This window comes from Vibrio sp. 1401 (assembly GCF_033340295.1).
In genome coordinates this window covers 115,517-139,999 of sequence record NZ_JAWOWF010000001.1, presented here as the reverse complement: position 1 = coordinate 139,999, position 24,483 = coordinate 115,517, and the positions used below count along the sequence as shown (strand labels likewise).

Below are 24,483 nucleotides of genomic sequence, written 5' to 3'. Positions count from 1 at the left end.
GAACTTCGAGTACAAAAAAAATATTTAATGTTTATCACATTCTAACCGCCTACTTAATTTAGAACATGATGATGAGGACCACAGCATGAAAATCGACAAAGTCGCGGGCGGTCATGTCCCACAAACAAAATTACAGCAAGCAAGCAAACAGCCTGTCGACGTCGTCGAACAGAGCAAAGTACACGAGCCTGCATTTCAAGCGAATACCGTAGCGATAGATCGCGCTCAAGCTGAAATGGCATCACTACCTGATGTTGATATGGAAAAAGTAGAACAAGTACGCAACGCATTAGCGCGTGGTGAACTTAGCCTAGATACAAAAGTGCTATCCAAGGCAATCATGCAGTTCCATACAGGTCACGAGTAATAAAACGCTAGGAAGACATCATGGCAAGCGCAGTATCGCAGCGAATTCAACAATTTGTTCGCTCTATATCTGAGGATATTAAGCTTTATCAACAACTACTTCCTTTGCTTCAGCAGCAAAAGGTATTGTACTTAAAGTTTGATGGAGAGGCACTGAACGACAATGTTCAAAAACAAATGCCGATACTCAATAAACTCAGCCGCTCCGCCAATGACAGAAGCCAGTGTATGCGAGCGCTGGGGTTAGCGTGTAATGACGCCAGCGTAAAACGAATTTTCAATGCTTTGCCTGCCCAAATAGGTATGCAAGCTAGAAAACAATGGGCGCTATTGGAAACGTTGGTAAGTCAGTGCCAACAATACAATCAGAGCAATGGCCACAGCTCTGCGGCGTTCCATGAGTTGGTCAGTCAACTCAAACAACCTGTGCAACACACTTATGAAGATAAATCGTTCTAAACGATGTTCGTCTTGCCTACAGATTCAGTCGCCATCTCGGCTGAGTACTGTAGGCCTTTTTATTTTTATTGCCTTTCTGTCCTACCTTCCATTCACATGCCAGGCAAAACCAAATGCTGTCGATATTCAAACGCAGTATCAAGTATTAGCCCCATACAAGCCACAAATTGCCAAGCGTCTCGATTCATCCAAACCGGTAATTAACCACATTTTCAAACAGCTTCAAAACCACTCATTACCAAATAGCCTAGCCTTAGTGCCAATGTTAGAGTCTTCTTACAATCCCAAAGCCGTTTCTCATGCTAACGCCGCCGGACTTTGGCAATTGATACCAACCACAGCGAAACGATTCGGATTAACGATAAATACAAAACAAGACGATCGCTTTGACACAGAAGCCAGCACAACGGCCGCGCTCAAGTACCTGGCGTTTTTATACAACAAATTCGATCAAAATATGGCTCTCACTTTAGCTGCATACAATGCCGGAGAAGGACGTGTTGCACGTGCTATTCAGCGAGCAGGAAGTCGAGATTTCCAACAACTCACGCTGCCTAACGAGACTCGTCAATACGTCAGCCGCTTCTATGCATTGGAAAAGTTGATAGATATCGGTCAGTTACAATCCTCATCATTTCAACCTTTACTCTTGTTTGCTCCAGACGCTCCTATGATTTCACAACCGCTGGTCGACTTTAGCCGACTGCCTCCGCTAGTTAATTTGTGATAAAAGCTACGACAGAGCTCAATGTCAGAGAAACGTAAAATTACAAGATCCTGTTCGGCGAATTTGAAAACTCGTGATCTCTATGCAAACGTGTGCAAAAAAGTTGAGGTAAGGTATCTCAAAGATAAGAAAGAGTAGTGGTTTACTAAAAAGCGCCCCAATTGCGCTTGGCAATTGGGTAGATATGCGTCACATTGCGTTTGCAAAAAACATGAAAACCAATGGTCAGACCTAATAATTATTTACACACTAAATGTAAAACAGCTATTGTTTTCATAGTTCGAAACAAATCTAACATATCAAGATGACGCTTCGCTTGCGCGTCTGGAATAAGTCCGGGTTCCGGGGGGGAGTCCGGACTTTTTTATTGCTCTAAAATCTTTACCAACAATAGCGCCAACAGAAGCTAAGTCGTAATGATGCAAGCTAGCTGTTTATAGTAATTCTTTAGAAATCAACTGAAGCAAAAACGTTTCGCGCTCAATGCTCATGCCTTTTTTCGGGCTTTCTGCCATCGTTTTTTCATTGTGTGCAATTGCTTCGTGAATGTTCATCCATACCGGGCGCATTCCATTTTTAACTTCGTAATCTTCATACGCCGTTTCGCCTAGCTCACGTTCGATTTTACATGTATAACAATACGACACCATGTGCATCACGTCAGCGTCATCCTTGTACCACGGACGAAACTCCTCAAAGATTCCGAAAGGCTTAATACCATGTATATTTTGGGCGCCCGTTTCTTCCTCTAATTCACGGACTAATCCAGCAATGACATCTTCACCATCATCAATACCACCGCCTGGTAGCGTGTAGTCATGGTAACGTTCTGTATAGAGCAACAGCACATCTTCACCATCAAGTACAATGGCTCGCGCTGCATTGCGCTGAAAAACAATTTTGTCATCCAAATGCTCTATGTCTGGATGAACGGTCGATTTTAAATGTCTCATCGAAAATACCACGGTCAATGTTTTGTGCGCATATTACCGAATTTTACACTTTAAATCATTGTTGTAGGCCAAGTACGTTCGAGCGCTTGTCAGGAAGTGATTGATATGACCTTCACAACAATACGCCAAGAACAGAAGTGTGACGTGCTAATCAGCAATAAATGAGAATATCTAAATTCTTATACGTCCCTCTTACTTTTAACATCGATAAGACAATAATCTCTTAAAGTTGCCTATAATCAATACAATACTCGCCCACCCCATGCGGAGATAAAGAATGAAAAAGACAAATTTAATGATGGCTATGGCTGCAACATTGGTACTGGCTGGTTGTTCAACTTACGAGGGAGCGACCCGCTCAACTGAGTATACCTCCGTTGCAAATCCCGCAGCCGTATACTGTGTTCAGCAAGGTGGTGAGCTGGATACCGTGTCGGAAAACGGCGAACGTGTCACTTACTGTGTGCTGTCTGACAATGAGCGCGTCGAGCAATGGGAATACTATCGCGAGAATCACAAAGAAAATGAGGGTGACAACTACTAATTATTTTTGTCGATACGTCACCTTCCCTCTATCACTTAGGAGCCTTTGGGCTCCTTTTTTATTTGATTTATCAAAGTGTTCTTACGTTGTTTTTACATATCTCTGACTTTACCGCACATCGACCCTATATCGAACAGTGTTCTATTCTTGACATTCCTCTGACATAACTTTCCACTTGGACAATAAAATTCCAAACACAGATCACACTAATTCACATTTCTTCCACATTTTCTGGGACAGGTGAGCAAGATGAAAACACAAATAGTAAAAGAAGCCGAGTCAGCCCCAAGCAACGTTGTTACTGAAAAATCAAAGCGCATTATTTATAAATCGAGTTTAAACGCCTTGATGATTGTCGCTATAAGTATTCTCGTTAACCTTAGTCTTCGTCTTGATTATGTCGTGTTGGGTTCAAGCCTTGGCGAGCTTTCCGTTACAGAAACGCTCCAGCTTGTGATGCTTGCTATTGCATCATGGTCGTTTTTCAGCTTATCGAAACAACAGCCTCAGCTAAAGCATGCGGCTATTTTGATCGCAGGATTTTTTGCAGTACTGATTATTCGCGAAACGGACTATTGGACAGACATGATTCATCATGGCTCTTGGGTTTTCCCAGCACTTGCTGTCACCGCACTGGCTTGCGCCAAAGCTTACCAAGGTGGTAAAGGTACCATGAACGAAATGGCGACTATTTTAACGGTGCCACATATGAAGCTATTAGTTGGTGCTGTAATGCTATTATTAGTCTTCTCTCGTTTGTATGGTATGGGTAGTTTTTGGCAACAAGTGATGGACGAAAATTACATCCGTGATGTTAAAAATATCTCAGAAGAAGGTATAGAACTGCTTTGCTACTGTTTGATCGCATTAAGCGCCGTCCGCACAAAACGCGAGCTTAATGAATAGACTCTGGGTCAAAGCGACGGTTCAATGCCGTCAGTATCGGATGGAAGATACTTAATGCCTTTTCCGCAGCACCTACAGATTCATCCAAGGCCGTCATTTCGACGGCCTTTTTCATTTCTTCAATATGTTGCAAAGCCTCTTTATCGAGCGGTAAAGAGAGCAATTTGTGAATAGTATCTCTTGCGATCATAAGTGGCTTTTTTCGGACAATTGATAAATCTCGGAAAAATACGCCATGCTTGACCCCTTCTAAATAAACTCGGTAGGTTGTGAGTTCATCGAGTAGCAAGAATGTCTCCGCCATAAGCCCTTTATGTGGGTATGGCACGCTAATATGTTTGCTGATATCCAGTGGAATATTGAGGGTCACCCCCATGGATTCGCAATCGGATTTAAGTACTCGTAATAAGCCTTGCTCATCCATCAAATTCTGGATATCAATGATTCGTTCGAGGTGGTAGTCATTAGACAGCAAGATAACCTCAACCGGATGCCCCAACCATAACTCGAACAACCCACTTTTGCACAAAACTTGGGAAACATAACGCATGTTTTGAAACGTGTTCAACGACTCCGTTTCTAAGAGTATATGACGTTCAGGGAACGGATTCACAGAGTCTGCGTTTAGGGTTCTAAAATACGCGTACATCGCCTCTGCTTCAGAAACACTTTGTCCTTGCGTTACTCCGCCACAAAAAATAATCGCCGTTTGCTCTGTCGGTAGTGATGCAGTCCTACAAGACAAAGCTTCGACTCTTGTTATGCCCTCAGAGGTCAACCTGTTATTGACGAGGCGTTTACCTAAAACGATGACGATGTTGTCTAACTTCATTTTAAAATCTCGCGCTTAGTTGGCAGTGTTACAAAAATCTTCTTTCACTCCCGACCCACAAGCTTTAACATCTAGTTAACAACACTGTTCTAGAGACCTTTATAAAGGTTCACTGCTAAAGGAAGTCAATTATGCTGTCGATTTTCGATATATTTAAAATTGGTGTCGGGCCATCCAGCTCCCACACTAATGGTCCTATGCTTGCCGGATTCCATTTCACTCAGCTAGTTAGCGACTCTATGGCGAAAGTGCATCGGGTGCAAGTGGACCTTTATGGCTCATTGTCACTGACAGGTCGAGGGCACCATACAGACCGAGCCACGGTCCTTGGTTTGATGGGAAATAAACCTGATACCATCAGAATGAGCAGTGCCAAAAGTGCGCTACAAAATACCATAGACAATAATACGCTCATGCTCGCCGGTACACACCAGATTGAGTTTAGCTACGACCATGACATCGTCTTTCATAGCGACAACCTTCCCCTGCATGAAAATGGTATGACGATTACGGCATTAGACGCAGCTGGAGATCAAGTAGCGTTTGAAATTTATTACTCCATTGGGGGCGGATTCATCGCCACCGCCGACGAACTAGAGAACGGCACGCAACAAAATGAGGTCGCAGTACCATTTCCGTTTACATCCGCAGATGAGATGCTGGAAAAAGCCGAGACGAACGGTTTCAGCTTGGGAGGCATGATCCTCCAAAACGAACTCGCATTTCGCTCAGACGAAGAAATCAACCAAAGAGCAGAGCAAATTTGGAAAGTGATGTCGCTCTGCATGCAACGTGGCTTCGACACGGAAGGGATTTTGGAAGGTGGTCTAAATGTCACTCGTCGAGCACCAAACCTTTTGAAAAAGCTCGAAGCCAACGCTGCAGTTGAAAACGATCCGATGGAGATCATGGATTGGATCAATCTCTTCGCCTTTGCGGTTAGTGAAGAAAATGCAGCAGGAGGGCAAGTCGTCACTTCTCCAACGAATGGTGCAGCAGGGGTGATTCCGGCGGTATTGATGTACTACCATCGCTTCATCAAAGAGCTCGATGTTAAACAGCTAAAAGACTTTCTCGCAGTCGCCGGCGCTATCGGCATCTTATATAAAACTAACGCGTCAATTTCTGGTGCAGAAGTGGGGTGTCAGGGAGAAGTTGGGGTTTCTTCATCCATGGCTGCCGCTGGCTTAACAGCGCTAAGAGGGGGCAGTAACGAGCAGATTTGTATTGCTGCGGAAATTGCGATGGAGCATTCATTGGGTATGACTTGTGACCCGATTGGCGGCTTGGTTCAAGTACCTTGTATTGAAAGAAATGCCATGGGAGCAATGAAAGCGATTAATGCATCGCGTATGGCATTAAAGCGCACAAGTAAATGCTTAATTTCGTTAGATAAAGTAATCGAAACCATGTATCAGACTGGTAAAGATATGAATAAAAAATACCGTGAAACCTCTTTGGGGGGCTTAGCTGTCATTCATATGGCACCGCCATGCGAATAATGGCAAGTGGTCATTGCGCTTAGCTTCTCACCATACGCTTATCTGGTAATTATGATCTGATGATATTACATATAGAAATGCCGCGTTCTTCGCGGCATTTTCTTAACAAGAAACTATTCGATTAATCACGTCGACCACGAAGTTCAATTTTTTGAGTTGCAGCATCCGAATGGATTGTTACACCGCCATAGGCCATTTCATTGCGACCCTTCAGCGTCAATTGAGAATCTGCACGCTCTACGTCAACCTGATTTTTCGTTGCCATCGTCATATCAATCGTGCCCGTGTATGACCCATCGCCAGCAAATGCTACGTTTGTTGAGCAAACCATCAAAACAAGTGCGATTAGTTTTTTCATACATCACCTCTATTATCGTTCTTACTTTCTGTCGGTGGAAAAACTGTAACAACAGAAACGCGCTCATACGAGGAAAGCCATTATTTACCAAATGGAAATCCATGCTAATAAACTGATGTAACCAAGAATAACTTATCGTTACCTTCAATAAATCAGGGATAAGGCAGCGACTTAAATTGACCGAGCGTTGTCTTTTCTTAAGAAATTCAGCGATATGATTTGTCGACAAAAGCCAAGCGAGAGAATGTATGAGCGTTAATCTGGATATTCAAAATATTTTGGTATTAAAACGGATGTATGAGCTACGTAACGTCCGGTTAGTCGCAGAATCACTCGGTAAAACGTCAGGAGCAATCAGCAAAAATCTGACTAAGATGAAAATTCAGCTCAATGATCCGCTATTCGTTCAGACTAAAAATGGCTTTGAACCAACAGCTTTTGTGGAAGCGAACATTACACATTTTGAGCAAATACTCAACAGCATTGATTCCATCAAACCACAGCATTTTTCACCAGCTCATTTTGACGGCTCAATCACTATTTATGCCAACACATTGTTTTGGGAGTACTTCGGTGACAAGTTTTACTTGGAGTTACTAAAGCACGCTCCAGAAGCAAAATTCTCATGTTTGCGCTGGGGTAGCGAAGCAAAAAAACGATTAATTGACGGTGAAAACGCCATTGCGATTCATTACTTTGATGAAGATCTGCCACAGTCAATTGTTCAGACCGAGCTAGGGCGAGGAAAAGCGGTATTTTTTGTTCGAGAAGATCATCCCGCTCAAAACTCCCAAGAACTAGAAGAATACCCTTTTATACTTTTTAAAACGCCGGGATGGAACGACTACCGATACCCTGTGTTGGAAAGGCTCAAACATATGGGTTTTAGAACCACACCTAAAGTGGAAATTGAACATCCAGCGATGATTCAAAAAGTGCTTCTGCAAACGAATCATTTTGGCATAACGATGAGTGGACATGTTCCTAAGGGTTGCCGAAGTATCGCGCTTCCTGCTGGGCTAGAGCTTGATGTTCGCTACGTGATGAGCTGCCGTCGCTCTCAACAGCAAGCTCCGGTAAATCAGTGGTTATTAGATGTCATTAAGCATGTCGCTCAGTCCTAGACTGATGACTTGCTACTGCTAATAATAGCCAAACCACACATGCGCTCTACTCACTCGCTGAACGAACATTAAAGACTCTGTATTAACCATTGAGCAAAGGTGTTTACGTGTGATTTTTCGGATGCTCGAACCATCATATAATGTGCACCAGAACTTGGCATATGCCAATTTCCAACCTGGACTAATACGCCCTGTTGCAGCTCATCCTCAACAAGAAAGTCTCTTACCAGCAACACGCCAAGCTGATTAATCGCAGCATGAATAGCAAGCAATGAGTGTTCAAACTCGGCGACGACTTTGCTCACCTTCCCTTGATAACCTTGGTGCGTAAGCCACTCTTGCCAAGATTCATGATAACCGCTAGTACAGATTTTAGGCGCTTTAGCTAACTGCGAGAGGTCATTTATCGGGTTTAAATGCATAAAGCCGGGGCTTGCGACAACAATCCAGTTTTCTTGGGTTAATCGTATGGCTTCTTGCTCTTGCCAATCTCCATCTCCGTTAATAATTTCGATATCCGCAATCGCACTGGCGTTTGGAACTGTATTAGCAGTTGTCGAGACTTTAAAGGAAATGTCTGGGAATTGTCGCTGAAAATCAGCCAATCTTGGCATTAACCACTGAGAGCAAAAGCTGTGAGCGACATGTAAGTTAACTTGCGTATTCTTGGGACGAGTAAATAAATGCTGCGTCGTGGTCGATAATGTTTGAAGCACATGATTAACCACAGGCCAGTATTCTTGTGCGGAGCAGGTCAGCGTAAGGTGAGTGCCCTTGCGCACGAATAACGTCGCATTGAGCTGTGACTCTAGCGATTTCACCTGTTGGCTTACGGCCGCACGAGTCACACTTAGCTCCTCTGCGGCTTTTGTAAAACTCTGTAGTCGCGCCGTGGCTTCAAAAGCTCGGAGCAAATTAAGCGGCGGTAAACTTTGCATAACACTCTCCCAAACACTTGGCAGCCATGGTATGAACTGGTGATGACAAATTGATGAAAGTGCTGAGTTTGTTAAGCGGGATCAAAAAAGCCAGCGTGATACACGCTGGCTTTTGGAACTTTATCTTAAGCAGGAATTATTCTGCTTTTTCAGTTGTTTGGTATTCAAACGCAGGAACAACCACTTCAACACGACGGTTCATTTGACGACCTTGACGTGTCTCGTTGCTTGCCACTGGGTTAGCTTCACCCATGCCTTTCACTGTCATACGCTCAGCCGCAATACCTTTTGCTTGGAACTCGTCAGCAACGGCTTTCGCACGTTTTTCTGTGAGTTGCTTGTTGTAAGCAGCAGAACCTGTCGTATCGCTGTAACCCGTGATCTCAACTTGAGCTTGTGGGTAAGTATTCATCAAATCAACGGTACCAGAAAGGTTCGACGCGTCTTTCACTTCTGCACTTTCTAAGTCGAATTGTACTGTCGCTGTTGTTTGAGCAGGGTAAACGTGATCTACAATGCGTGTTGCAGGACGTGCTTCTACCACCTCTTCAACGGCTTTTTCTTGAACGACTGGCTCAGAACCAAACTTGTAGTTGAAACCGATACCGAAGAAATCTGAATCCATGTCTTCAATTACATCATCAGACATATCTTGGTAGCGTTGGTATTCAGCACGTAGGCTCCAGTTGTAGTTGATTTGGTATTCAGCACCCAGAGAGCCAGTTGGTACGAAATCTTTCTCGTCACCAGCCATCATGTATGCAGCACCAACTTTCGCGAATAGATTCCAAGAATCCGTTAGTGGTAGGTTAAATTTAGGAGCAAGCGTCAATGCCCAAAGATCACCATCAACGGTGTTTAGGCCAGGCTTTTTAAAGTTTGCAGTGAAGTCACCAAGGTAATCAACACCATACTCTGCCGCAACGTACTTGTTGAAGCTGTAGCCTAAGTGCATAGATGCTGCAAAACTGTCGTCGTCACAAGGTTCGTTCAGGTAACACGCATCGTTTAGAGAGTTGTAACCTACTTTACCGCCCATGTAAGTGTCAGCAAGTGCAACGTTTGAGATCACACCACCAGCAAGTACAGTAGCCACTGCTATAGCGATTTTTTTCATTATTCTTTTCCTTTTTCTTGTACACAAAGCAACACATCGCGGCAGCATACTGCCGTAAAATATGAAGCCGTAACTTTCTCTTTTCTTCGAATAGAAATAGCTAAATAGCGTAGGAAAGAATCAAAAATGATATTCAAACGCCAATGACGTAAAACGGAAAAAGGTAACCTCAAGACCATCTATTCATGAGCTTCATCCGCATACCCAACCGAAAAATAAAGTTCGTTGCGTTGGTTTAGCCATAGTCAATTCGTTGCGGAGAATATCACAAAGAAGCCAACTTTCTGTGACGCAAATCACCATAAAAAGCCACTTTCTCAAATTTAAGAATCATCATTTAAGCTTGTGAATGGCAACAAATTTTTACAGGGGAGCGTGGATCTGGAGAGCACAAAAAAACAGCTCATTTAAATGAGCTGTTTTCGAAATAATGAAAAAGCGTTAACTCGTCGAGCTAAATTTTATCCGCTACGGTTAACGTTGCAGCTAATACATCTTGCCCAAACAAAACACTACGCTCAGGAGACCAACCGTAAAGTGGATCTGGGTGATTGTTGTTATCTTTAAATGGCATTTCGATTGTGTAAGACAAGCATTTGAACTGCTCTGCAACCCAATTTGAACCGACCGTCAAATTCGCTTTACCAGGCTCATCTTTATCGTAACCAATCTCATCTTGGAACTCTGGCGTAATAGTCAGTAACGCTTGCTTAAATGATGTCTCTAAAGCGGCAAGATTTTCATCGTAAGAAGGAATACCTTCTGAGCCAGCGACGAAGTTATACGGAATCGCTTCATCGCCATGAATATCTAAAAACATGTCAACACCCGTTTCCAGCATGCGCTGACGCACAAGGTAGACTTCTGGGCTCTTTTCCATTGATGGCGTTTGCCATTCACGATTTAGGTTTACGCCTACTGAGTTGGTACGCAAGTGACCGCGAATACCACCGTCTGGGTTCATGTTTGGTACGACGTAAAGCACCGCTTTTTCAAGCAATGCACGCGCAACCGTGTCGTTTTCATCTAACAGACGTTGGATCATACCTTCCATGAACCATTCCGCCATTGTCTCACCTGGGTGCTGACGTGCAATCATCCAGATTTTCTTTTTACCTTCTTCTGGCTCACCGAAAGTAAGCAAGCTCATGTCGTTGCCGTCTAATGTGTGGCCTAGTGTTTCAAGTTGGCAGTGGTGCGCGCTTTGTGCCATGTGTAACAAGTCTAAATGACGATCGTACGTGTATGGCGCAAAGTACGCGAAGTAAATTGAGCTGCGCTCAGGGATTACAGTGAAAGTCAGCGTGTCGCCATCGAACTCTGCCGGTACTCGGAACCATTCTTCACGATCGTAAGACGCAACCACATCGTAACCTTGCCATCCTTCTGGATAAGCCGATTTAGCCAAATCAAGCAATTTGATGGTGTGCGATTGCTCAGCTTCTGTCTCAAGACGGAAGTGGAACCACTGGTAGAATTCCGACATATTGTCGTTAGGAATTTTGAGTTGGATGTCGTTTTTGTCGTCCGCTTTCACTACGTGAATGCTGCCGCTATCGAAGTTGCTGAATACTTTCATTTTATGACTCACCTTTTAAATCTGAGCTTGAAAGACAGAGGCTAACACAAGGCTTCATCGCGCCCCAATGACTTTCACTGCAAACTGTCTCGTTTGTGGCTAAAGTCTTCAGTTTAGTCAAGCTTATCCGCTTTGCCTGCTGGTCCTGCAAGTTTTGCTAGCCACTTATCCCAGATAAACGGCGTTTTCTCGTTATCTTCTGCTTCCTCTTTTCGACGTACCGCGTTGCGCACTATCATAGCCCCAGTCCAGCGAAGCGGGTCTGGAGGGAAATACCCCAACGGTCCTTTGGCTAAACCACTGTTCGTCCACTCGTTATCGATTCCCAATATCAATGAAGATAAGATCTTTCCGCCCATTCGAGTCTGCGCTACACCATTGCCTGAATAACCAAATCCGTAAAAGATATTGCTCTGTTTGTCTAGCTCGCCGAAGAAAGGGAAACCAGTAGCAGAACGATCAGAGCCCCCCGTCCATGAATAAGCAAACTCCTCGCCTCTCAAACGAGGAAACAACTTATCGAACGACTTACGCAGTAGACCTTGGTAGCGCGTTGGCTTGTTGAACATTGCGTTGACTTGGTTGTTGAAAGAGAACTGATTGCCGCCTTTCCCCAACATCAAACGGCCATCTGGCGTATCTCGGTAATAGTGCACAAAAATACGAGAATCCAACACACTAGAACCTGCCTGCCAACCAGATAGAGGTAGTGCGTCACCAAGCGGCTTGGTGATCACCATGTCGGAAGAGACCACCACGATACTGTTTTTGAACTGTTTAAACTGCTCTACCATCCATGCATTTAATGCCAACACCACCTGCTGCGCTTGAATATTTCCTTTAGGTGTACAGACGGTGGCAGGTTTTCCATAATCTAGACGCGTCATTGGCGTGTTCTCATAAACTTCTACACCCAGATCAATAGCAACACGGCGTAACCCTCGCGCGAGTAAGGCGGGTTGCACGTTAGCAGCAACCGGAGAGTGATAGCCTTCTATATGTCGAGGTGAACCCGCATTGGCACGCAGTTCCTCCACCGAGCAACGACGCCAACTGTTCACTTCTAATCGCTTTAACTCGTCCACAACTGGCTGCATTCCCCCAGTTTGAGCCTGATTGGTTGCAGTGTAATAAACCCCTTTCAACGATAAGTGCGCATCGATGTTGTGCTGCTGACAAAAGTCGTCAATCTCTAGCACTGCTTGTTCCGACTCTTTTACTAACCAAGCAGCATGTTCTTCACCGAATAACCGTTTCAATGTCGGAAACTTGGTAGACCAAGTCAGCATACAACCGCCGTTTGCGCCCGATGCACCACTACCACATAAGCCCTTTTCGATAACAACCACCTGTTTTTCCGGAGATTGCTGCTTAATCATAATCGCGGTCCAAAGTCCGGTGTATCCGCCACCAACAATCGCAACGTCAGTATTAATGTTCTGCTGTAACGGTTGTGGCGTTTCTGGTTGCTCAGCTTCAATTGCCTGCTTGAACCAATATGAATGATGTGTCATCGGGTATCCTCGTTAGTGCGTTACATCCATTTCCGCAAACACTTTACAAACGATGATGACAATCAACGAGCAAGAAAATCTAACGCTGAGCGATAGAAAATGTTGCACTGAGAGTGTGAAAATTTTCGCTTTCGACAAAAACAAAATGAGGAGCTCGTGGCTCCCCAAAAACAAACAGCAAAAAATATTAGTGGTAAACAATTCAAGTCCGTCTTACTGGTTAGTATTTACCGGTATCACGCATGCGGTACTCGTATTGAACATTGAGAATAGGCTGGTAAACAACTTGCCCGTCACTTTGCAAGAACTCATTTACCATGACTTTTGAGTCAGTGATAGAAAACGATTGGCGATCAACATACGTTGTAAGGCTCGTAAACTCATCACGGAGTTGTCCAGATGATTTATTTTGGTAGCTTTGGATCATGTCTCGGCCCATTTCATAAGCCGCTTGTTTGCTATCCATTACGTCGCCATGGATAGTTTCGGTATCGTTTGTCCACTGATAACCACCAGCAAGAGCCATAGAAGGTGCAGCAATCAGAGCAATCGTACTTGCTAAAGTTGTTAAGCGTTTCATAAACCTCTCCTTACTTACCTTTACATCGGGCCAAAATTGGCTCGATACTTATAAGGTACGTATAAAGACCTAAAACACGTCAAAACAATTTCAAATAATGTTCAATTTTCGTTCAGCTTATTTCACATTAACTTAGCAACTCAACGTCATATTCAGCCGACATTCGCATTTTCTTTCTTTTGAACAATGGGTTTCAACCTGACACTTCCTTACCAAACCATACAATACCTAAGGTCAATTTTCTCTTAGAATTTCAGCAAAAGAACAGTGTTCAAAACCTTACACAAACGTCGGACACAGCAAAAACCACCTCTTTTCAGTCGTGCTTTGCATTCCTCCTTTTCGGGTTCTTCGCTGCTCGTCCGTCGGTTCTTAATTGTCGCTATTGAGCACAAGTTAATCTGGAGTGAAAATGACCGCGAACAAATCCATTTTTTACCATAGCAAATCGATTTACTCAGATGATTATGCTGATGTCTACAAGCCAATTTGGACCTACAGAGCTAAGTTCATCTTACGTGCGCTTTATTACAAACGTGCGTTTAAGCACCTTTCAGACAATATTGAATCGTCATTGTTAGAGTTGCTTTGTACACGTACGCATCGATTTTTAGAGAAGCCGTTTCGTCCGTATATCATCAAAAACAACTCAGCGTTCGATCGTTCTAACTTGGTGGTTGATCACTATAAAACGATTTCAGAACTGTTTTCTAAACAAACAATCGAAGAAATCTACACAGACTCGAAAGGCCTAACATTAGCCTCTTTTGAAATTGACGAAATCCTGTACTCGGTGAGATTAGTATACGAAGCACGTTATCAAAAAGAAGGCGATATGAGCCTAGTGCTGCACAGCGCTGAAGATGGCAACTTCTACACGCTCTCTTTTACGCTCGGTCACATCGAATCTGGACGCAGCATTATGATTGGCGGCTTACAAGGACCGCGAAGCAGTGAAGAAAACAACGCGAAAATTAAAAAGCTAACTCGTAAGCTTTACGGACAGAGACCAAAAAGCTTGATGGTGAGCTTGCTCACTTTGCTCGCACAAATTTGGGAAGTGAACACGATTCTAGCAGTGAAAACGCAGTCCCATACTTACGCAGCTAAGCGCTACAGCAAAGGGCGAATCAAAACGGATTACGATGCACTCTGGCAAGAATTGGGCGGCACCGAATACAATCGTCATTTTTACTCAATTGATGTAAATGCACCCCGTCGAGATATCGAAGGCATGTCGCGCTCTAAGCGTTCGATGTATCGTCGCCGTTATGAATGGCTAGACAACACCAAGATCACTTTCGAACAAATATTAAAAGGCGAGCAAGCTAAAAGCTAAGGAGAAGCGTTCATGCGTTATTCATTCATTACTGCTTTAGTGTTGTCGGCTTTTTCTTTGTCAGCCAATGCAGAAATCAGTGAGCACATCATAGGTACAAACATTGGCTATGGCGATGTGAACTACGATGCTCCGACAAGCAAAGAATCAGGCGACATGTTCTTAGGTGAAATATATTACCGCTACATGCCAACACATAACTTTGGTATCGAAGCAGGTTATAAAGGCGCGTTTGACGGTATCGGCTCGATACTCGTGAGTCCGATTTCAGAAGTCACCGATACGAGCTTCTCCGGACCTCGCTTGAGTGGCTATGCTAGCTATCCTCTGGGTTCAGGTTTCGAACTGTACGGCAAGGCAGGTGTTACTCTCTACACTCTCGAATACACTTATAAAGTGAACGGTCAGAGCAAGAACATCGAACACTCAAGTGTCGGAGGTGAAGCGGCTGGCGGTATCGGCTGGAGCTACAAACACTTTGGTTTGAATGCAGAATATGTGTACTCAAAAAACAGCGATTTTGACTCTAGCGGTGTGATGTTTGGTGCGCAATTGCGTTTTTAAACAAGGCTTACAAGTTAATACAAAAGGCAGCGAGAGGCTCATTCGCTGCCTTTTTTCGTGAATATAGGTCAATACGCAAGCGCGAGAATGATCCCCGCCACGATAGAAGTAACGCCAAGCCCTCGGGTGAGATACCATTTCTCAGACAGAAACCAAATCCCCATAAACAATCCAAACACAATGCTAATTTGCCTTAGTGCCACGACCAAACTGACGTTGTCGGTCATGGTCATCGCAAACAGTACCAAACCGTAGGTGGATGCCATCATTACCCCTGCCATGCTGGCTGTTTTGCGGATCTGCCACGCGGTCTTAATCTCATCTAGCTTGCCCGTAACTAAGCACCACACAAGGGCTGGGATACCAATTGCCCAAAACTGCACGCCCAAGTAAAAGATCGCACTGTACTGATCATTCAAGATCTCTGATGCTTGTCCTGTGAGTAAACTCAGCGCTTCCTTATCGACTACCGAGTAACCCGTTGTGCCTATTGCGGCAATTAATGCCCAGAACACACCGACATTCAAATAAGAGCTCAGCGTCATCTGACGAAAGTTCGTCAGTGGTACCAGCATACAACCAAGGGTTATCAGCAAGAATCCAAGCCACTGCTGACTGGATAATTCATGCCCTAATGCCACACTGATTGCGCCGACCATCATCACAGGCAACGCCCGAGCAATGGGATAAACCACACCCACGTCTGCATGCTTATAAGCGACAATCAAACCGACTAGATAGACCATTTGTGAAATGCCGCTAATGAACAGCAATCCCCAAAACTCGCTCGGTAATGATGTCCAGCCAATGGTCGCCAAATACCAAATCAAATAAGGGGTAAGAATGAAACATGCAGAGAAGCTGGCGGCCATGGTAAACGCGAGTCCAGAACCTGAGTTGCTTTTACCAAGGATATTCCACCCCGCATGGAGAACAGCAGAAAAAACGACGAGACCAATCGCCAACAAATCCATTTCAATGTTCCTGTCTGAATAAAATAAAGGCCCCGAGATGGAGCCTTACATAATGAGAAAATCCACTTAACGATTGAGTTCCGCCAGAGATTCAATGCTGATGGCATCGTGTCGCCAATACTCGATATCGCAATCAATTAACTCACCGTGTTGGTTGTAGTTGATGCGCTCCACTACCATCGCAGGCGTACCGGCTGTCGCGCGCAGTGCCTGAGCCATTTCACCCAACAAAGTGCTCGTTGAAATGCGGTAGCGAATCTTTTGATACGTCACGCCATAATGATCGCGGTAAATGTCCGTCAGTGAATTTGATAAATCGTAGTCCAACAGGTTCGGAAACAGCTCTGGGCGAATGTAGTTTGTTACGAATACCACTGGTCTATCTTCAAGGTATCGCACACGGTCGACTCGATACACGTCCGAGAAAGGTTGCAAGTCCAGCAAGCGTGCGGCTTGTTTGTTTGCCAACGTCCCTTTTGCTGCGACCAACTCCGTTTTTGGCACGCGATTTTGCGCTTTCGCCATGTTCGGGAAGTTCAGTGTTTGGGTTGGGTCGTAACGCAATGGCTCAGGTGAGATAAACCAACCTCGGCGATCTTCGCGATAGATTCGACCTTCCGCTTCTAGCAGTGATAAAGCTTCACGCAGAGTGACGCGTGTAGTATCGAACGACTCCGCCAACTTACGCTCTGCTGGCAGTTTTTGACGCGGCGATAGCATGCCCGCTTCAATCTGTTCAACAATCGAATCTTTAATTTTTACGTATTGCACGAAGTGTCCTTATCTTTTGCGCCAAGCTTGTGTGCGATTCTCTAACAATTTACCCAAAGTCATCTGAACAATCTTCGCAATTGCGGCAGCCATCATGATCATCACAGCCATTGCCGCTGCAGCGCCAGTTTGACCGGCATCATCCATATTCAGAATCGAGACCGAAGCCGGAATCGTATCGGTTGAGTAAAGGAATACTACCGCAGAAGTGGTGGTCAATGCATTAACAAACAAGTAAATCGCAATGTCCAAAATCGCAGGTAAGCACACAGGTAATGTCACTTTAAAGAACAACTTGTATTGAGGGAGCTTCACCGATGCCGCCGTGGCTTCAATCTCCGATGGTAACTGCTTTAGCGCTGTCAGGGCTGTCATGTGACCCACGGTGTAGTAATGCACTACCGTGTTAATTACCAAGAATGCCATGGTGCCATAAAGCACATTCAGAGGATTGTTCGCATCGTTGAAGTAAAATATGTAACCCAAGCCAAGCACCATACCCGGTACCGCCATTGGCACCACGCTAAGCATTTGCATCACCTGACGAATTGGACCAAACGCACGCCCTTTCTCAATGCAGTAAGCACCGACAAAGATGATGGCTGTACCAATAACTGCCGTCCAACCTGCCAGCGTTAGTGAGTTGAAGAATGGGCTCCAACCGTAAGTGCTCATTTCGGCAAAGTTGTAATTGTTTAGCGTCAACGCTTTGTTCCAAGGCCAGAACGTAACTAACGAGCCATACACCGCCATGCCAAGCACAGCCAGCACTGCAATAGAAATGATGCTGCAGTAGACCAAACAGATGCTGTCGCGCGCTTTATTAGGTTCTGGCTGATAAGGCACCGAGCGAGTGTCAAATAAGCTCTTTTGCTTTTTCTGTACCCAGCGGTCTGCACCAAATGCCATTACCGCAGGGAATAACAACATAATGCTGGTCACCGCCCCCATGGCAAAGTTTTGCTGTCCCACTACTTGCTTGAAGATGTCAGTCGCCAGGACGTTGTAGCTTCCACCAATCACTTTCGGCACACCAAAGTCCGTGATAACCAGCGTAAAGACCACGATAAGCGTACTGATCAAACCGTATTTCGCCGCAGGTAACGTCACCATAAAGAAGGTTTTGATGGGTGAAGTTTTCAGTGCGCGGGCTGCTTCATACAAGCGAGCATCAGAAGTGCGCAACGAAGTGGTTAAGATCATCAATGCATGAGGAAAGGTCCAGAAGATCAAACCCATCGAGATACCAATCACGCCATAAATCGAGTTTCCTAACAGCATCTCTTTCGCAATGCCTTGATTACCGAAAAGGAAGATTAAACTGATCGCCGGCAACAACGAAGGCGCAAGGATTGGCGCAGTACCTAAGATTTGGAACAAACCTTTAAACGGCATGCATGAACGAGTCAGCGCGTAGGCATAACCAAACGCAAGCACACCCACTACCGAGGTCACAATCACGCCCAAAGTGAAGGTGTTGCCCACCGACACCCACAAGCTTGAAGAAGAAAAGTACGTCGCAAAGTTGGCCAAACCAACGAATTCGCCATTGGCATTTTGCACACTCTTGGTCAACATTGCCCAAAGCGGCATTAAGATGAACAGCACCATCATGGTCGACAAGCCAGCAAGCAAACCAAACAACACAAGGTTGTCGCGGCTAACACGTCCGAGTAAGGATTTTGCTTTGTCTTGTGTGGTCAGGCTATTCATCGTCATTGTCTTCGCATCCATGTTTACACCTACGCTGCTAGCGCTTTATCAACCGAGGGCACGGCGTAACCATGCAGCCCTTCTTCAGCAAACTGGATGTAACGTACATCGCCCGCCTTGATGTTGAGTTTTTGAACCGTTTCCACAGGCACATCCACTACGATGGTTTTCGTTGAGCTGTCGTTTTGCAATACGCAATCAATGCGGAAAAACGCACCCAGAAACTCGGTAGCGGTAACTCGCACAGGTAAAGAGTTGGTGTAGTTTTCAACGAACTTGATGCTTTCAGGCCGCACCGCAAGGTCGAAGCGGTCACCACGTTGGATCTTACGATTGGTCAAGCTTGGCGCTGGCATCAAGGTTTCGGCAATGCGTACTTGGGAGTCCGTTGCGACTGAGGTTTCAATAAAGTTCATGCTGCCGACAAACTCAGCGACAAAGCGCGTTGCTGGTTGTTGGTAGATCTCTTGAGGTGTACCGACTTGCTCAATCACGCCATGGTTCATCACCACAATGCGATCCGCCATCGACAGCGCTTCGTCCTGATCGTGCGTAACCATAATGGTGGTGATGCCAAGCTTACGTTGCAGCTTACAAATCTCGTCACGTAAGTGAACACGTACTTTTGCATCTAGCGCTGACCGCGGCTCATCAAGTAACAGTAGACCCGGTGACAACGCCAATGCACGAGCCAAAGCAACACGCTGCTGCTGACCACCAGAAAGTTGGTTAGGGAATTTCTCGCCAGAGGTTGAAAGACCAATGGTTTCTAACCAGTAATCCACTTTCTCTAGCGCTTCTTTGGTCGACATACCTTGGTTCTTCAAACCCACCGCAATGTTCTCTTGCACAGTTAGGTTCGGAAACAAAGCGTAAGATTGGAAGACGATGCCGAAATCGCGCTTCTCTGGTGGTAGGAATGTGGTCTCTTGACCGTTTTGAAAAATCGCACCAGACGTTGGCAAGTCTAAACCGGCAATGGCACGTAGCAGAGTGGTTTTACCGCAGCCAGAAGGGCCAAGAAAACAAACGAACTCGCCCTTTTCAATCGCTAGCGAGATTTTCTTTAATGCAGTGAACTGTCCGAATTGCTTCACTACATTTTCGATATTTAGGTAATGTTGGTTAGTTGACATAACACACGCTCCAAATGGTATATACCAACTTTAGTTTTGGAATATTACGTTCCAATGACAAATTTATAGCCAGAAGATGACAAATAGATGAACGCCCTCGATATTAAACGCTTAAATCTAAACTCATCTTGAAATACGGAATGTCTGATTTATAAAAGCGCTCGCCCTCCTTCTGTAATCCAAACTTCTGATAAATTTTCAATGCCGACTCACGCGCATCGCACCAGAATACCTCTGCGTTAAACGCCTTAGCATCATCAATCATCGTCTCCAACATTCGAGAGCCGATCCCTTTCCCTTGTTGACTTGAAGACACCGCAAACTTCCTTAGTCTTGCTGCGCCATTGTTGAAGAAGACTGACGCCACACCCACCAGCTCTCCGTTCACATAACTCCCGTAATGATAGCCAGTTTCATCTTCATCAACCTTGCAAAACTCAATGCTTTTGCTTGGCCATAAAACCTGCTGTCGAAGCGGCAGTGTCTGCTCCGCATTAATACGTTGGATTTCCATGCACTTCCTCTTTTCTACCTGAGTATCCGGCCACTAATGTGCCTCTACTTTTCGCAAGATGCAAAAAAGGAGAGCAACCGCTCTCCTTTGACAATCGGATTTGTCGTAACCCTTATGATTTTGGCTCTGATTTCGCGTCAAATTTCTCAGACCATGCCGTTAGAATCTCTGCACGCTTACTACCCATTTGCGCAAAGTCCATCTTCGCCATGTTCTCTTGAACATTAGGGAAGTTAGACACAGTAGCTTTCACTTCTTTATGTGCAACCACTGGGTACATTTCTACGTAAAGCTCGTTTGCCGCTTTAGAGATTGACCAGTCGACAACACGTTTCGCTGCATCCGACTCTTTTACTAGACCAACGGCTTCTGATTCCCAACCGATGCCTTTTGGTGTGATCACCGCTAGTGGCGCGCCTTGTGTTTTCAACTTCGCGCCGCGGCTTGCCATCGAAATACCGATAGCCACTTCACCCATACCCGCTTGAACACATGGCTTAGAGCCAGAGTGCGTGTAGTGTGCAATGTTCTTATCTAGGTCACGCATGTAGTTCCATGCCTGATCTTCACCCATGTTTTGTAGCCAAGCAGAAACCTGCATGTAGCCAGTGCCTGAAGACGCTGGGTTCGGCATTGCAATGTGACCTTTGTAAACCGGCTTCGTTAGGTCTTCCCAAGACGTTGGTTTCGGTAGGTTAAGTTGTTTCGCTACCGCTTCGTTGAAACAAACTGCGTTAAAGAACGCATCGTTACCGAACCAAGCTTGGTTTGATTGAGGGTCGTTTAGGTTCGCGTGCAGCTCTTCCAAACCTTTTGGTGTGTAAGGCTTAAGAAGACCCTCATCTTTAAGCAGTGCCATTGACGAGCCAGCAAGACCCCAAACCACTTCCGCTTGAGGGTTGTTCTTTTCTGCCAGCAATTTCGCCGTCATGATACCGGTGGAATCGCGAACCCACTTAATCTTGATATCTGGGTTATCTTTCTCAAACGCAGACTTGTATTTCGCAAGAATGTCAGTTTCGAAAGCGGTGTAAACCGTGACTTCCTGTGCTGCCATTGCATTCGTAGCTAGCAGAGAGACAAGTGCAGCCAGCGATCCTTTCATCAAACGGTTTTTCATCATTTTCTCCAGTTAATTTGGCTAAGTTTTCATTTGGTCTGTACCAGTTGACGATATACACCCTACTGAGCCTTTGTGACGAATTCATGACCATTAAATGGCAGTTTTACGAAAATTATCGATGAATAATCGTTCAATTGATCCGCCATTTTCTGGATATTAAAGTTTTATGAAATTGGAGATTCGCCTATTTACTGCCCTTTTCTTCCTCGCTAGAGTGAACTTGAAATTTGGTGTAGACCAATTAGCCTATTCTGATGGAAATCGAGATGAAAAACGAATACCTACTACTGACTCCAGGTCCTCTATCTACTTCTGAAACAGTACGTGAAGCCATGCTAAAAGACTGGTGTACTTGGGATGATGAATACAACAAAGACATTGTAGAAGTGATCCGCACTAAGCTTGTAAAACTGGCGACGGAGCAAGACGGCTACACCAGCGTACTAATGCAAGGTAGCGGCACCGCATCAGTCGAAGCAACGATTGGCAGTGCCATTGGCAAAGATGGAAAATTGTTGGTTGTCGACAACGGTGCTTACGGTGCGCGTATCGCTCAGATCGCTGATTACCTAAATATTCCATGCCATGTAGTTTCCCCAGGCGAAACATCACAGCCACACTTGAACGAGGTGGAAACTGCATTGGCATCGGATCCTGCGATCACACACGTGGCGATTGTTCACTGTGAGACAACCACTGGCATGCTGAATCCAATTGAGGCATTTGCTTCTGCGGCAAAAGCACACGGTAAAGTCGTGATTCTCGATGCCATGTCGAGCTTTGGTGGCATTCCTATCGATATCGCAGAGCTAGGCATCGATTTTATGATCAGCTCTGCAAACAAATGTATTCAAGGCGTACCGGGTTTTGGCTTTGTGATTGCGAAACAAACTGAGCTAGAAAAGTGCCAAGGTCAGGCGCGTTCTTTGAGCCTTGATCTTTACGACCAGTGGCACTGTATGGAAGTGAACCACGGCAAATGGCGTTTCACGTCTCCAACGCACACAGTTCGCGCTTTCTATCAAGCATTGCTAGAACTGGAACAAGAAGGCGGCATTGAGGCTCGTCATCACCGTTACCAAACTAACCAGAAAACACTGGTTGCAGGAATGCGTTCTCTGGGGTTCGAACCACTACTGAGTGATGACCTTCATTCGCCAATCATCACTTCTTTCTACTCTCCGACGCACAGTGATTACCAGTTCAAAGCGTTCTACACACGTTTAAAAGAGCAAGGTTTTGTGATTTATCCGGGTAAGGTATCGAACGCAGATTGCTTCCGTATCGGCAACATTGGCGAAGTTTACCCAGCAGATATCGAGCGCTTAATCGGTGCGATTGAAAAAGCCATGTACTGGCAAGTTGCTTAAAGCAGCCTTCTGATTGAGAGAGCGTTATGACTCAGAATATCAAACCGACCCATTTCCGCAGCGAAGGTGATGTCAACACGACACCAGCGCGCCAAGCTTGGAATGCATCGATGGACGACGAACGCACGCAAGCTTTGTTGAAGCGTGATTCGGAGGTCTTTCTTCATCAAGCCATGTCAACGCCTTGCTTAGATACCTTGGAAGCAGCAGAAGGCATCTACATCCAAGATGCTACCGGCAAAAAGTACATGGATTTCCATGGCAATAACGTCCACCAGTTGGGCTACGGTCACCCGCATGTGATGAAACGCGTGCAAGAGCAAATTGCCAAACTGCCGTTTTCACCACGTCGTTTTACCAACGAGACCGCGATTGAATGTGCCGAAAAGCTCACCCAAATCTGTGGCGGTGAATTGAATCGTGTGCTGTTTGCTCCAGGTGGCACATCTGCGGTTGGCATGGCACTTAAACTAGCGCGCCACATCACGGGCAACTACAAGGTGGTGTCGTTGTGGGACTCCTTCCACGGTGCATCGTTGGATGCCATCTCAGTGGGTGGCGAAGCGTGTTTCCGCCAAGGCATGGGACCATTAATGGCAGGTGTTGAACGCATCCCACCAGCCGTATCTTACCGTGGTGCTTTCCCAGTAGAGGACGGCAGCGACGTGCATTACGCCGATTACCTCGAATACGTGATTGAGAAAGAAGGCGGCGTGGGCGCATTTATCGCAGAAGCGGTTCGCAACACGGATGTTCAAGTGCCGAGTAAAGCCTACTGGAAACGCATTCGAGAAATCTGTGACAAACACAATGTCATGTTGATCATCGACGACATCCCGAATGGCATGGGTCGCAGCGGAGAATGGTTTACCTACCAAGCCTACAACATCGAGCCAGATATGCTCTGCATCGGTAAAGGCTTGGGTGGTGGCTTAGTACCTATCGCAGCCATGGTCACCAAAGACAAGTACAACACCGCCGAGCAAATCTCCATGGGTCATTACACTCATGAGAAAAGCCCTATCGGTTGTGCTGCGGCACTGGCAACCATGGAAGCCATTGAGCAAGACGGCTTGCTAGATAAAGCCAAAGCTGACAGCCAGTTCATGCGTGAAAAGCTGCTAGAGATGAAAGCCAAATACCCAGTGATTGGTGATGTGCGTGGCATCGGCATGTTGTGGGGCATTGAACTGGTCACTGACCACGAAAGCAAAGCACGCGCGTATGACGAAGCGGAAGCTGTGCTGTACCAATGCCTCAACAACGGCGTGAGCTTCAAAGTATCGCAAGGTAACGTGATTCAACTCAGCCCACCGCTGATCATTACTCGCGAACAACTGACAGAAGCGTTGGCGATATTCGAAGAAGCCATCGCCAAAGTATGCAAAGACTTTAACTACTTCTAACCTCAACAAAAACCAATTTATCCTGAGCGCAGTTCCAACGTGTAGGCAAGCGCTCTGGCAAGCAAGAAAAAGGA

The 24,483-nt window shown here is 45.4% G+C and carries 25 protein-coding genes; 11 read left to right on the top strand and 14 right to left on the bottom strand.

Annotated elements, in window-relative coordinates; translation table 11 throughout:
* Positions 1-85 precede the first annotated feature (85 nt).
* The 3 genes from flgM to R7Z77_RS00645 are packed head-to-tail and all read left to right on the top strand — an operon-like array spanning position 86 to position 1,552.
* Entirely contained in the window at positions 86-367 is a 282-nt protein-coding gene (gene flgM, locus R7Z77_RS00655; protein ID WP_005374016.1) for a flagellar biosynthesis anti-sigma factor FlgM, read from the top strand.
* 20 nt (positions 368-387) lie between these two features.
* The gene (flgN, locus tag R7Z77_RS00650; RefSeq protein ID WP_005374018.1) at positions 388-825 is read left to right on the top strand and encodes a flagellar export chaperone FlgN; all 438 of its coding nucleotides are present in this window, start codon (positions 388-390) and stop codon (positions 823-825) included.
* Entirely contained in the window at positions 806-1,552 is a 747-nt protein-coding gene (locus R7Z77_RS00645; protein WP_054579235.1) for a lytic transglycosylase domain-containing protein, read from the top strand. The genes flgN and R7Z77_RS00645 overlap by 20 nt, the downstream gene beginning before the upstream one ends.
* A 434-nt stretch (positions 1,553-1,986) precedes the next feature.
* On the opposite strand, the gene R7Z77_RS00640 is transcribed toward R7Z77_RS00645, so the two are convergent.
* Positions 1,987-2,505, bottom strand: a complete 519-nt coding sequence (locus R7Z77_RS00640) for an NUDIX hydrolase (protein WP_005374021.1) — start codon at positions 2,503-2,505, stop codon at positions 1,987-1,989.
* Positions 2,506-2,782: 277 nt separating this feature from the next.
* Here R7Z77_RS00640 and R7Z77_RS00635 point away from each other — a divergent pair, with 277 nt between their 5' ends.
* Together R7Z77_RS00635 and R7Z77_RS00630 are read left to right on the top strand one after the other, a co-directional pair.
* Positions 2,783-3,049: a DUF333 domain-containing protein gene (locus tag R7Z77_RS00635; RefSeq protein WP_005374023.1), complete on the top strand. Its 267-nt coding sequence runs from the start codon at positions 2,783-2,785 to the stop codon at positions 3,047-3,049.
* A gap of 249 nt (positions 3,050-3,298) precedes the next feature.
* Positions 3,299-3,955 carry a hypothetical protein gene (locus R7Z77_RS00630; protein ID WP_005374025.1) on the top strand — a complete coding sequence of 219 codons (657 nt, stop codon included), beginning with the start codon at positions 3,299-3,301 and terminating at the stop codon, positions 3,953-3,955.
* On the opposite strand, the gene R7Z77_RS00625 is transcribed toward R7Z77_RS00630, so the two are convergent.
* Entirely contained in the window at positions 3,945-4,787 is an 843-nt protein-coding gene (locus R7Z77_RS00625) for a YdcF family protein (RefSeq protein WP_064354507.1), read from the bottom strand. The genes R7Z77_RS00630 and R7Z77_RS00625 overlap by 11 nt on opposite strands.
* 131 nt (positions 4,788-4,918) lie before the next feature.
* On the opposite strand from R7Z77_RS00625, the gene R7Z77_RS00620 reads away from it, so the two are divergent.
* Positions 4,919-6,289: an L-serine ammonia-lyase gene (locus R7Z77_RS00620; protein WP_053349354.1), complete on the top strand. Its 1,371-nt coding sequence runs from the start codon at positions 4,919-4,921 to the stop codon at positions 6,287-6,289.
* 121 nt (positions 6,290-6,410) lie between these two features.
* Here the strand turns inward: R7Z77_RS00620 and R7Z77_RS00615 are convergent, their stop codons facing one another.
* Positions 6,411-6,647 carry a hypothetical protein gene (locus R7Z77_RS00615; protein WP_005374030.1) on the bottom strand — a complete coding sequence of 79 codons (237 nt, stop codon included), beginning with the start codon at positions 6,645-6,647 and terminating at the stop codon, positions 6,411-6,413.
* Positions 6,648-6,895: 248 nt separating this feature from the next.
* On the opposite strand from R7Z77_RS00615, the gene R7Z77_RS00610 reads away from it, so the two are divergent.
* Positions 6,896-7,771, top strand: a complete 876-nt coding sequence (locus R7Z77_RS00610) for a LysR family transcriptional regulator (RefSeq protein WP_064354506.1) — start codon at positions 6,896-6,898, stop codon at positions 7,769-7,771.
* Positions 7,772-7,839: 68 nt separating this feature from the next.
* Here the strand turns inward: R7Z77_RS00610 and R7Z77_RS00605 are convergent, their stop codons facing one another.
* The 5 genes from R7Z77_RS00605 to R7Z77_RS00585 form a co-directional block, all read right to left on the bottom strand.
* A complete protein-coding gene (locus R7Z77_RS00605) occupies positions 7,840-8,709 on the bottom strand; it encodes a LysR substrate-binding domain-containing protein (RefSeq protein WP_213967467.1) in 870 nt (289 codons plus the stop codon).
* 136 nt (positions 8,710-8,845) lie between these two features.
* Positions 8,846-9,826 (bottom strand): OmpA family protein, encoded by a 981-nt coding sequence (locus R7Z77_RS00600; RefSeq protein WP_005374035.1) that lies wholly within the window; start codon positions 9,824-9,826, stop codon positions 8,846-8,848.
* 454 nt (positions 9,827-10,280) lie between these two features.
* The gene (locus R7Z77_RS00595) at positions 10,281-11,405 is read right to left on the bottom strand and encodes a M14-type cytosolic carboxypeptidase (RefSeq protein ID WP_213967468.1); all 1,125 of its coding nucleotides are present in this window, start codon (positions 11,403-11,405) and stop codon (positions 10,281-10,283) included.
* A 113-nt stretch (positions 11,406-11,518) separates the two neighbouring features.
* Positions 11,519-12,919: an FAD-dependent oxidoreductase gene (locus R7Z77_RS00590; RefSeq protein ID WP_064354504.1), complete on the bottom strand. Its 1,401-nt coding sequence runs from the start codon at positions 12,917-12,919 to the stop codon at positions 11,519-11,521.
* 220 nt (positions 12,920-13,139) lie between these two features.
* Positions 13,140-13,499, bottom strand: coding sequence for a DUF3316 domain-containing protein (locus R7Z77_RS00585; RefSeq protein WP_017819758.1), 360 nt, complete (start codon positions 13,497-13,499; stop codon positions 13,140-13,142).
* Between the two features lie 412 nt (positions 13,500-13,911).
* Here R7Z77_RS00585 and R7Z77_RS00580 point away from each other — a divergent pair, with 412 nt between their 5' ends.
* Complete coding sequence (locus tag R7Z77_RS00580; protein ID WP_005384371.1) at positions 13,912-14,838, top strand: VirK/YbjX family protein; 927 nt, start codon at positions 13,912-13,914, stop codon at positions 14,836-14,838.
* A 12-nt stretch (positions 14,839-14,850) separates the two neighbouring features.
* The gene (locus R7Z77_RS00575) at positions 14,851-15,402 is read left to right on the top strand and encodes an outer membrane beta-barrel protein (RefSeq protein WP_213967469.1); all 552 of its coding nucleotides are present in this window, start codon (positions 14,851-14,853) and stop codon (positions 15,400-15,402) included.
* A gap of 68 nt (positions 15,403-15,470) precedes the next feature.
* Here R7Z77_RS00575 and R7Z77_RS00570 read toward each other — a convergent pair whose 3' ends face one another.
* From R7Z77_RS00570 to R7Z77_RS00545, 6 genes are all read right to left on the bottom strand, one after another.
* Complete coding sequence (locus tag R7Z77_RS00570) at positions 15,471-16,376, bottom strand: EamA family transporter (protein ID WP_213967470.1); 906 nt, start codon at positions 16,374-16,376, stop codon at positions 15,471-15,473.
* Positions 16,377-16,442: 66 nt separating this feature from the next.
* On the bottom strand, positions 16,443-17,147 hold the full coding sequence (gene phnR, locus R7Z77_RS00565) for a phosphonate utilization transcriptional regulator PhnR (protein WP_005442366.1): 705 nt from the start codon (positions 17,145-17,147) through the stop codon (positions 16,443-16,445).
* Between the two features lie 9 nt (positions 17,148-17,156).
* The gene (locus R7Z77_RS00560; RefSeq protein ID WP_213967471.1) at positions 17,157-18,881 is read right to left on the bottom strand and encodes a putative 2-aminoethylphosphonate ABC transporter permease subunit; all 1,725 of its coding nucleotides are present in this window, start codon (positions 18,879-18,881) and stop codon (positions 17,157-17,159) included.
* 8 nt (positions 18,882-18,889) lie between these two features.
* On the bottom strand, positions 18,890-19,996 hold the full coding sequence (locus R7Z77_RS00555) for a putative 2-aminoethylphosphonate ABC transporter ATP-binding protein (RefSeq protein ID WP_318136578.1): 1,107 nt from the start codon (positions 19,994-19,996) through the stop codon (positions 18,890-18,892).
* A 103-nt stretch (positions 19,997-20,099) separates the two neighbouring features.
* Entirely contained in the window at positions 20,100-20,510 is a 411-nt protein-coding gene (locus R7Z77_RS00550) for a GNAT family N-acetyltransferase (RefSeq protein WP_025499398.1), read from the bottom strand.
* 112 nt (positions 20,511-20,622) lie between these two features.
* Positions 20,623-21,633, bottom strand: a complete 1,011-nt coding sequence (locus R7Z77_RS00545; RefSeq protein WP_171342663.1) for a putative 2-aminoethylphosphonate ABC transporter substrate-binding protein — start codon at positions 21,631-21,633, stop codon at positions 20,623-20,625.
* A 266-nt stretch (positions 21,634-21,899) separates the two neighbouring features.
* On the opposite strand from R7Z77_RS00545, the gene phnW reads away from it, so the two are divergent.
* Positions 21,900-23,003: a 2-aminoethylphosphonate--pyruvate transaminase gene (phnW, locus tag R7Z77_RS00540; protein WP_045457715.1), complete on the top strand. Its 1,104-nt coding sequence runs from the start codon at positions 21,900-21,902 to the stop codon at positions 23,001-23,003.
* Between the two features lie 26 nt (positions 23,004-23,029).
* Entirely contained in the window at positions 23,030-24,409 is a 1,380-nt protein-coding gene (locus R7Z77_RS00535; RefSeq protein WP_213895815.1) for an aspartate aminotransferase family protein, read from the top strand.
* Positions 24,410-24,483 lie beyond the last annotated feature (74 nt).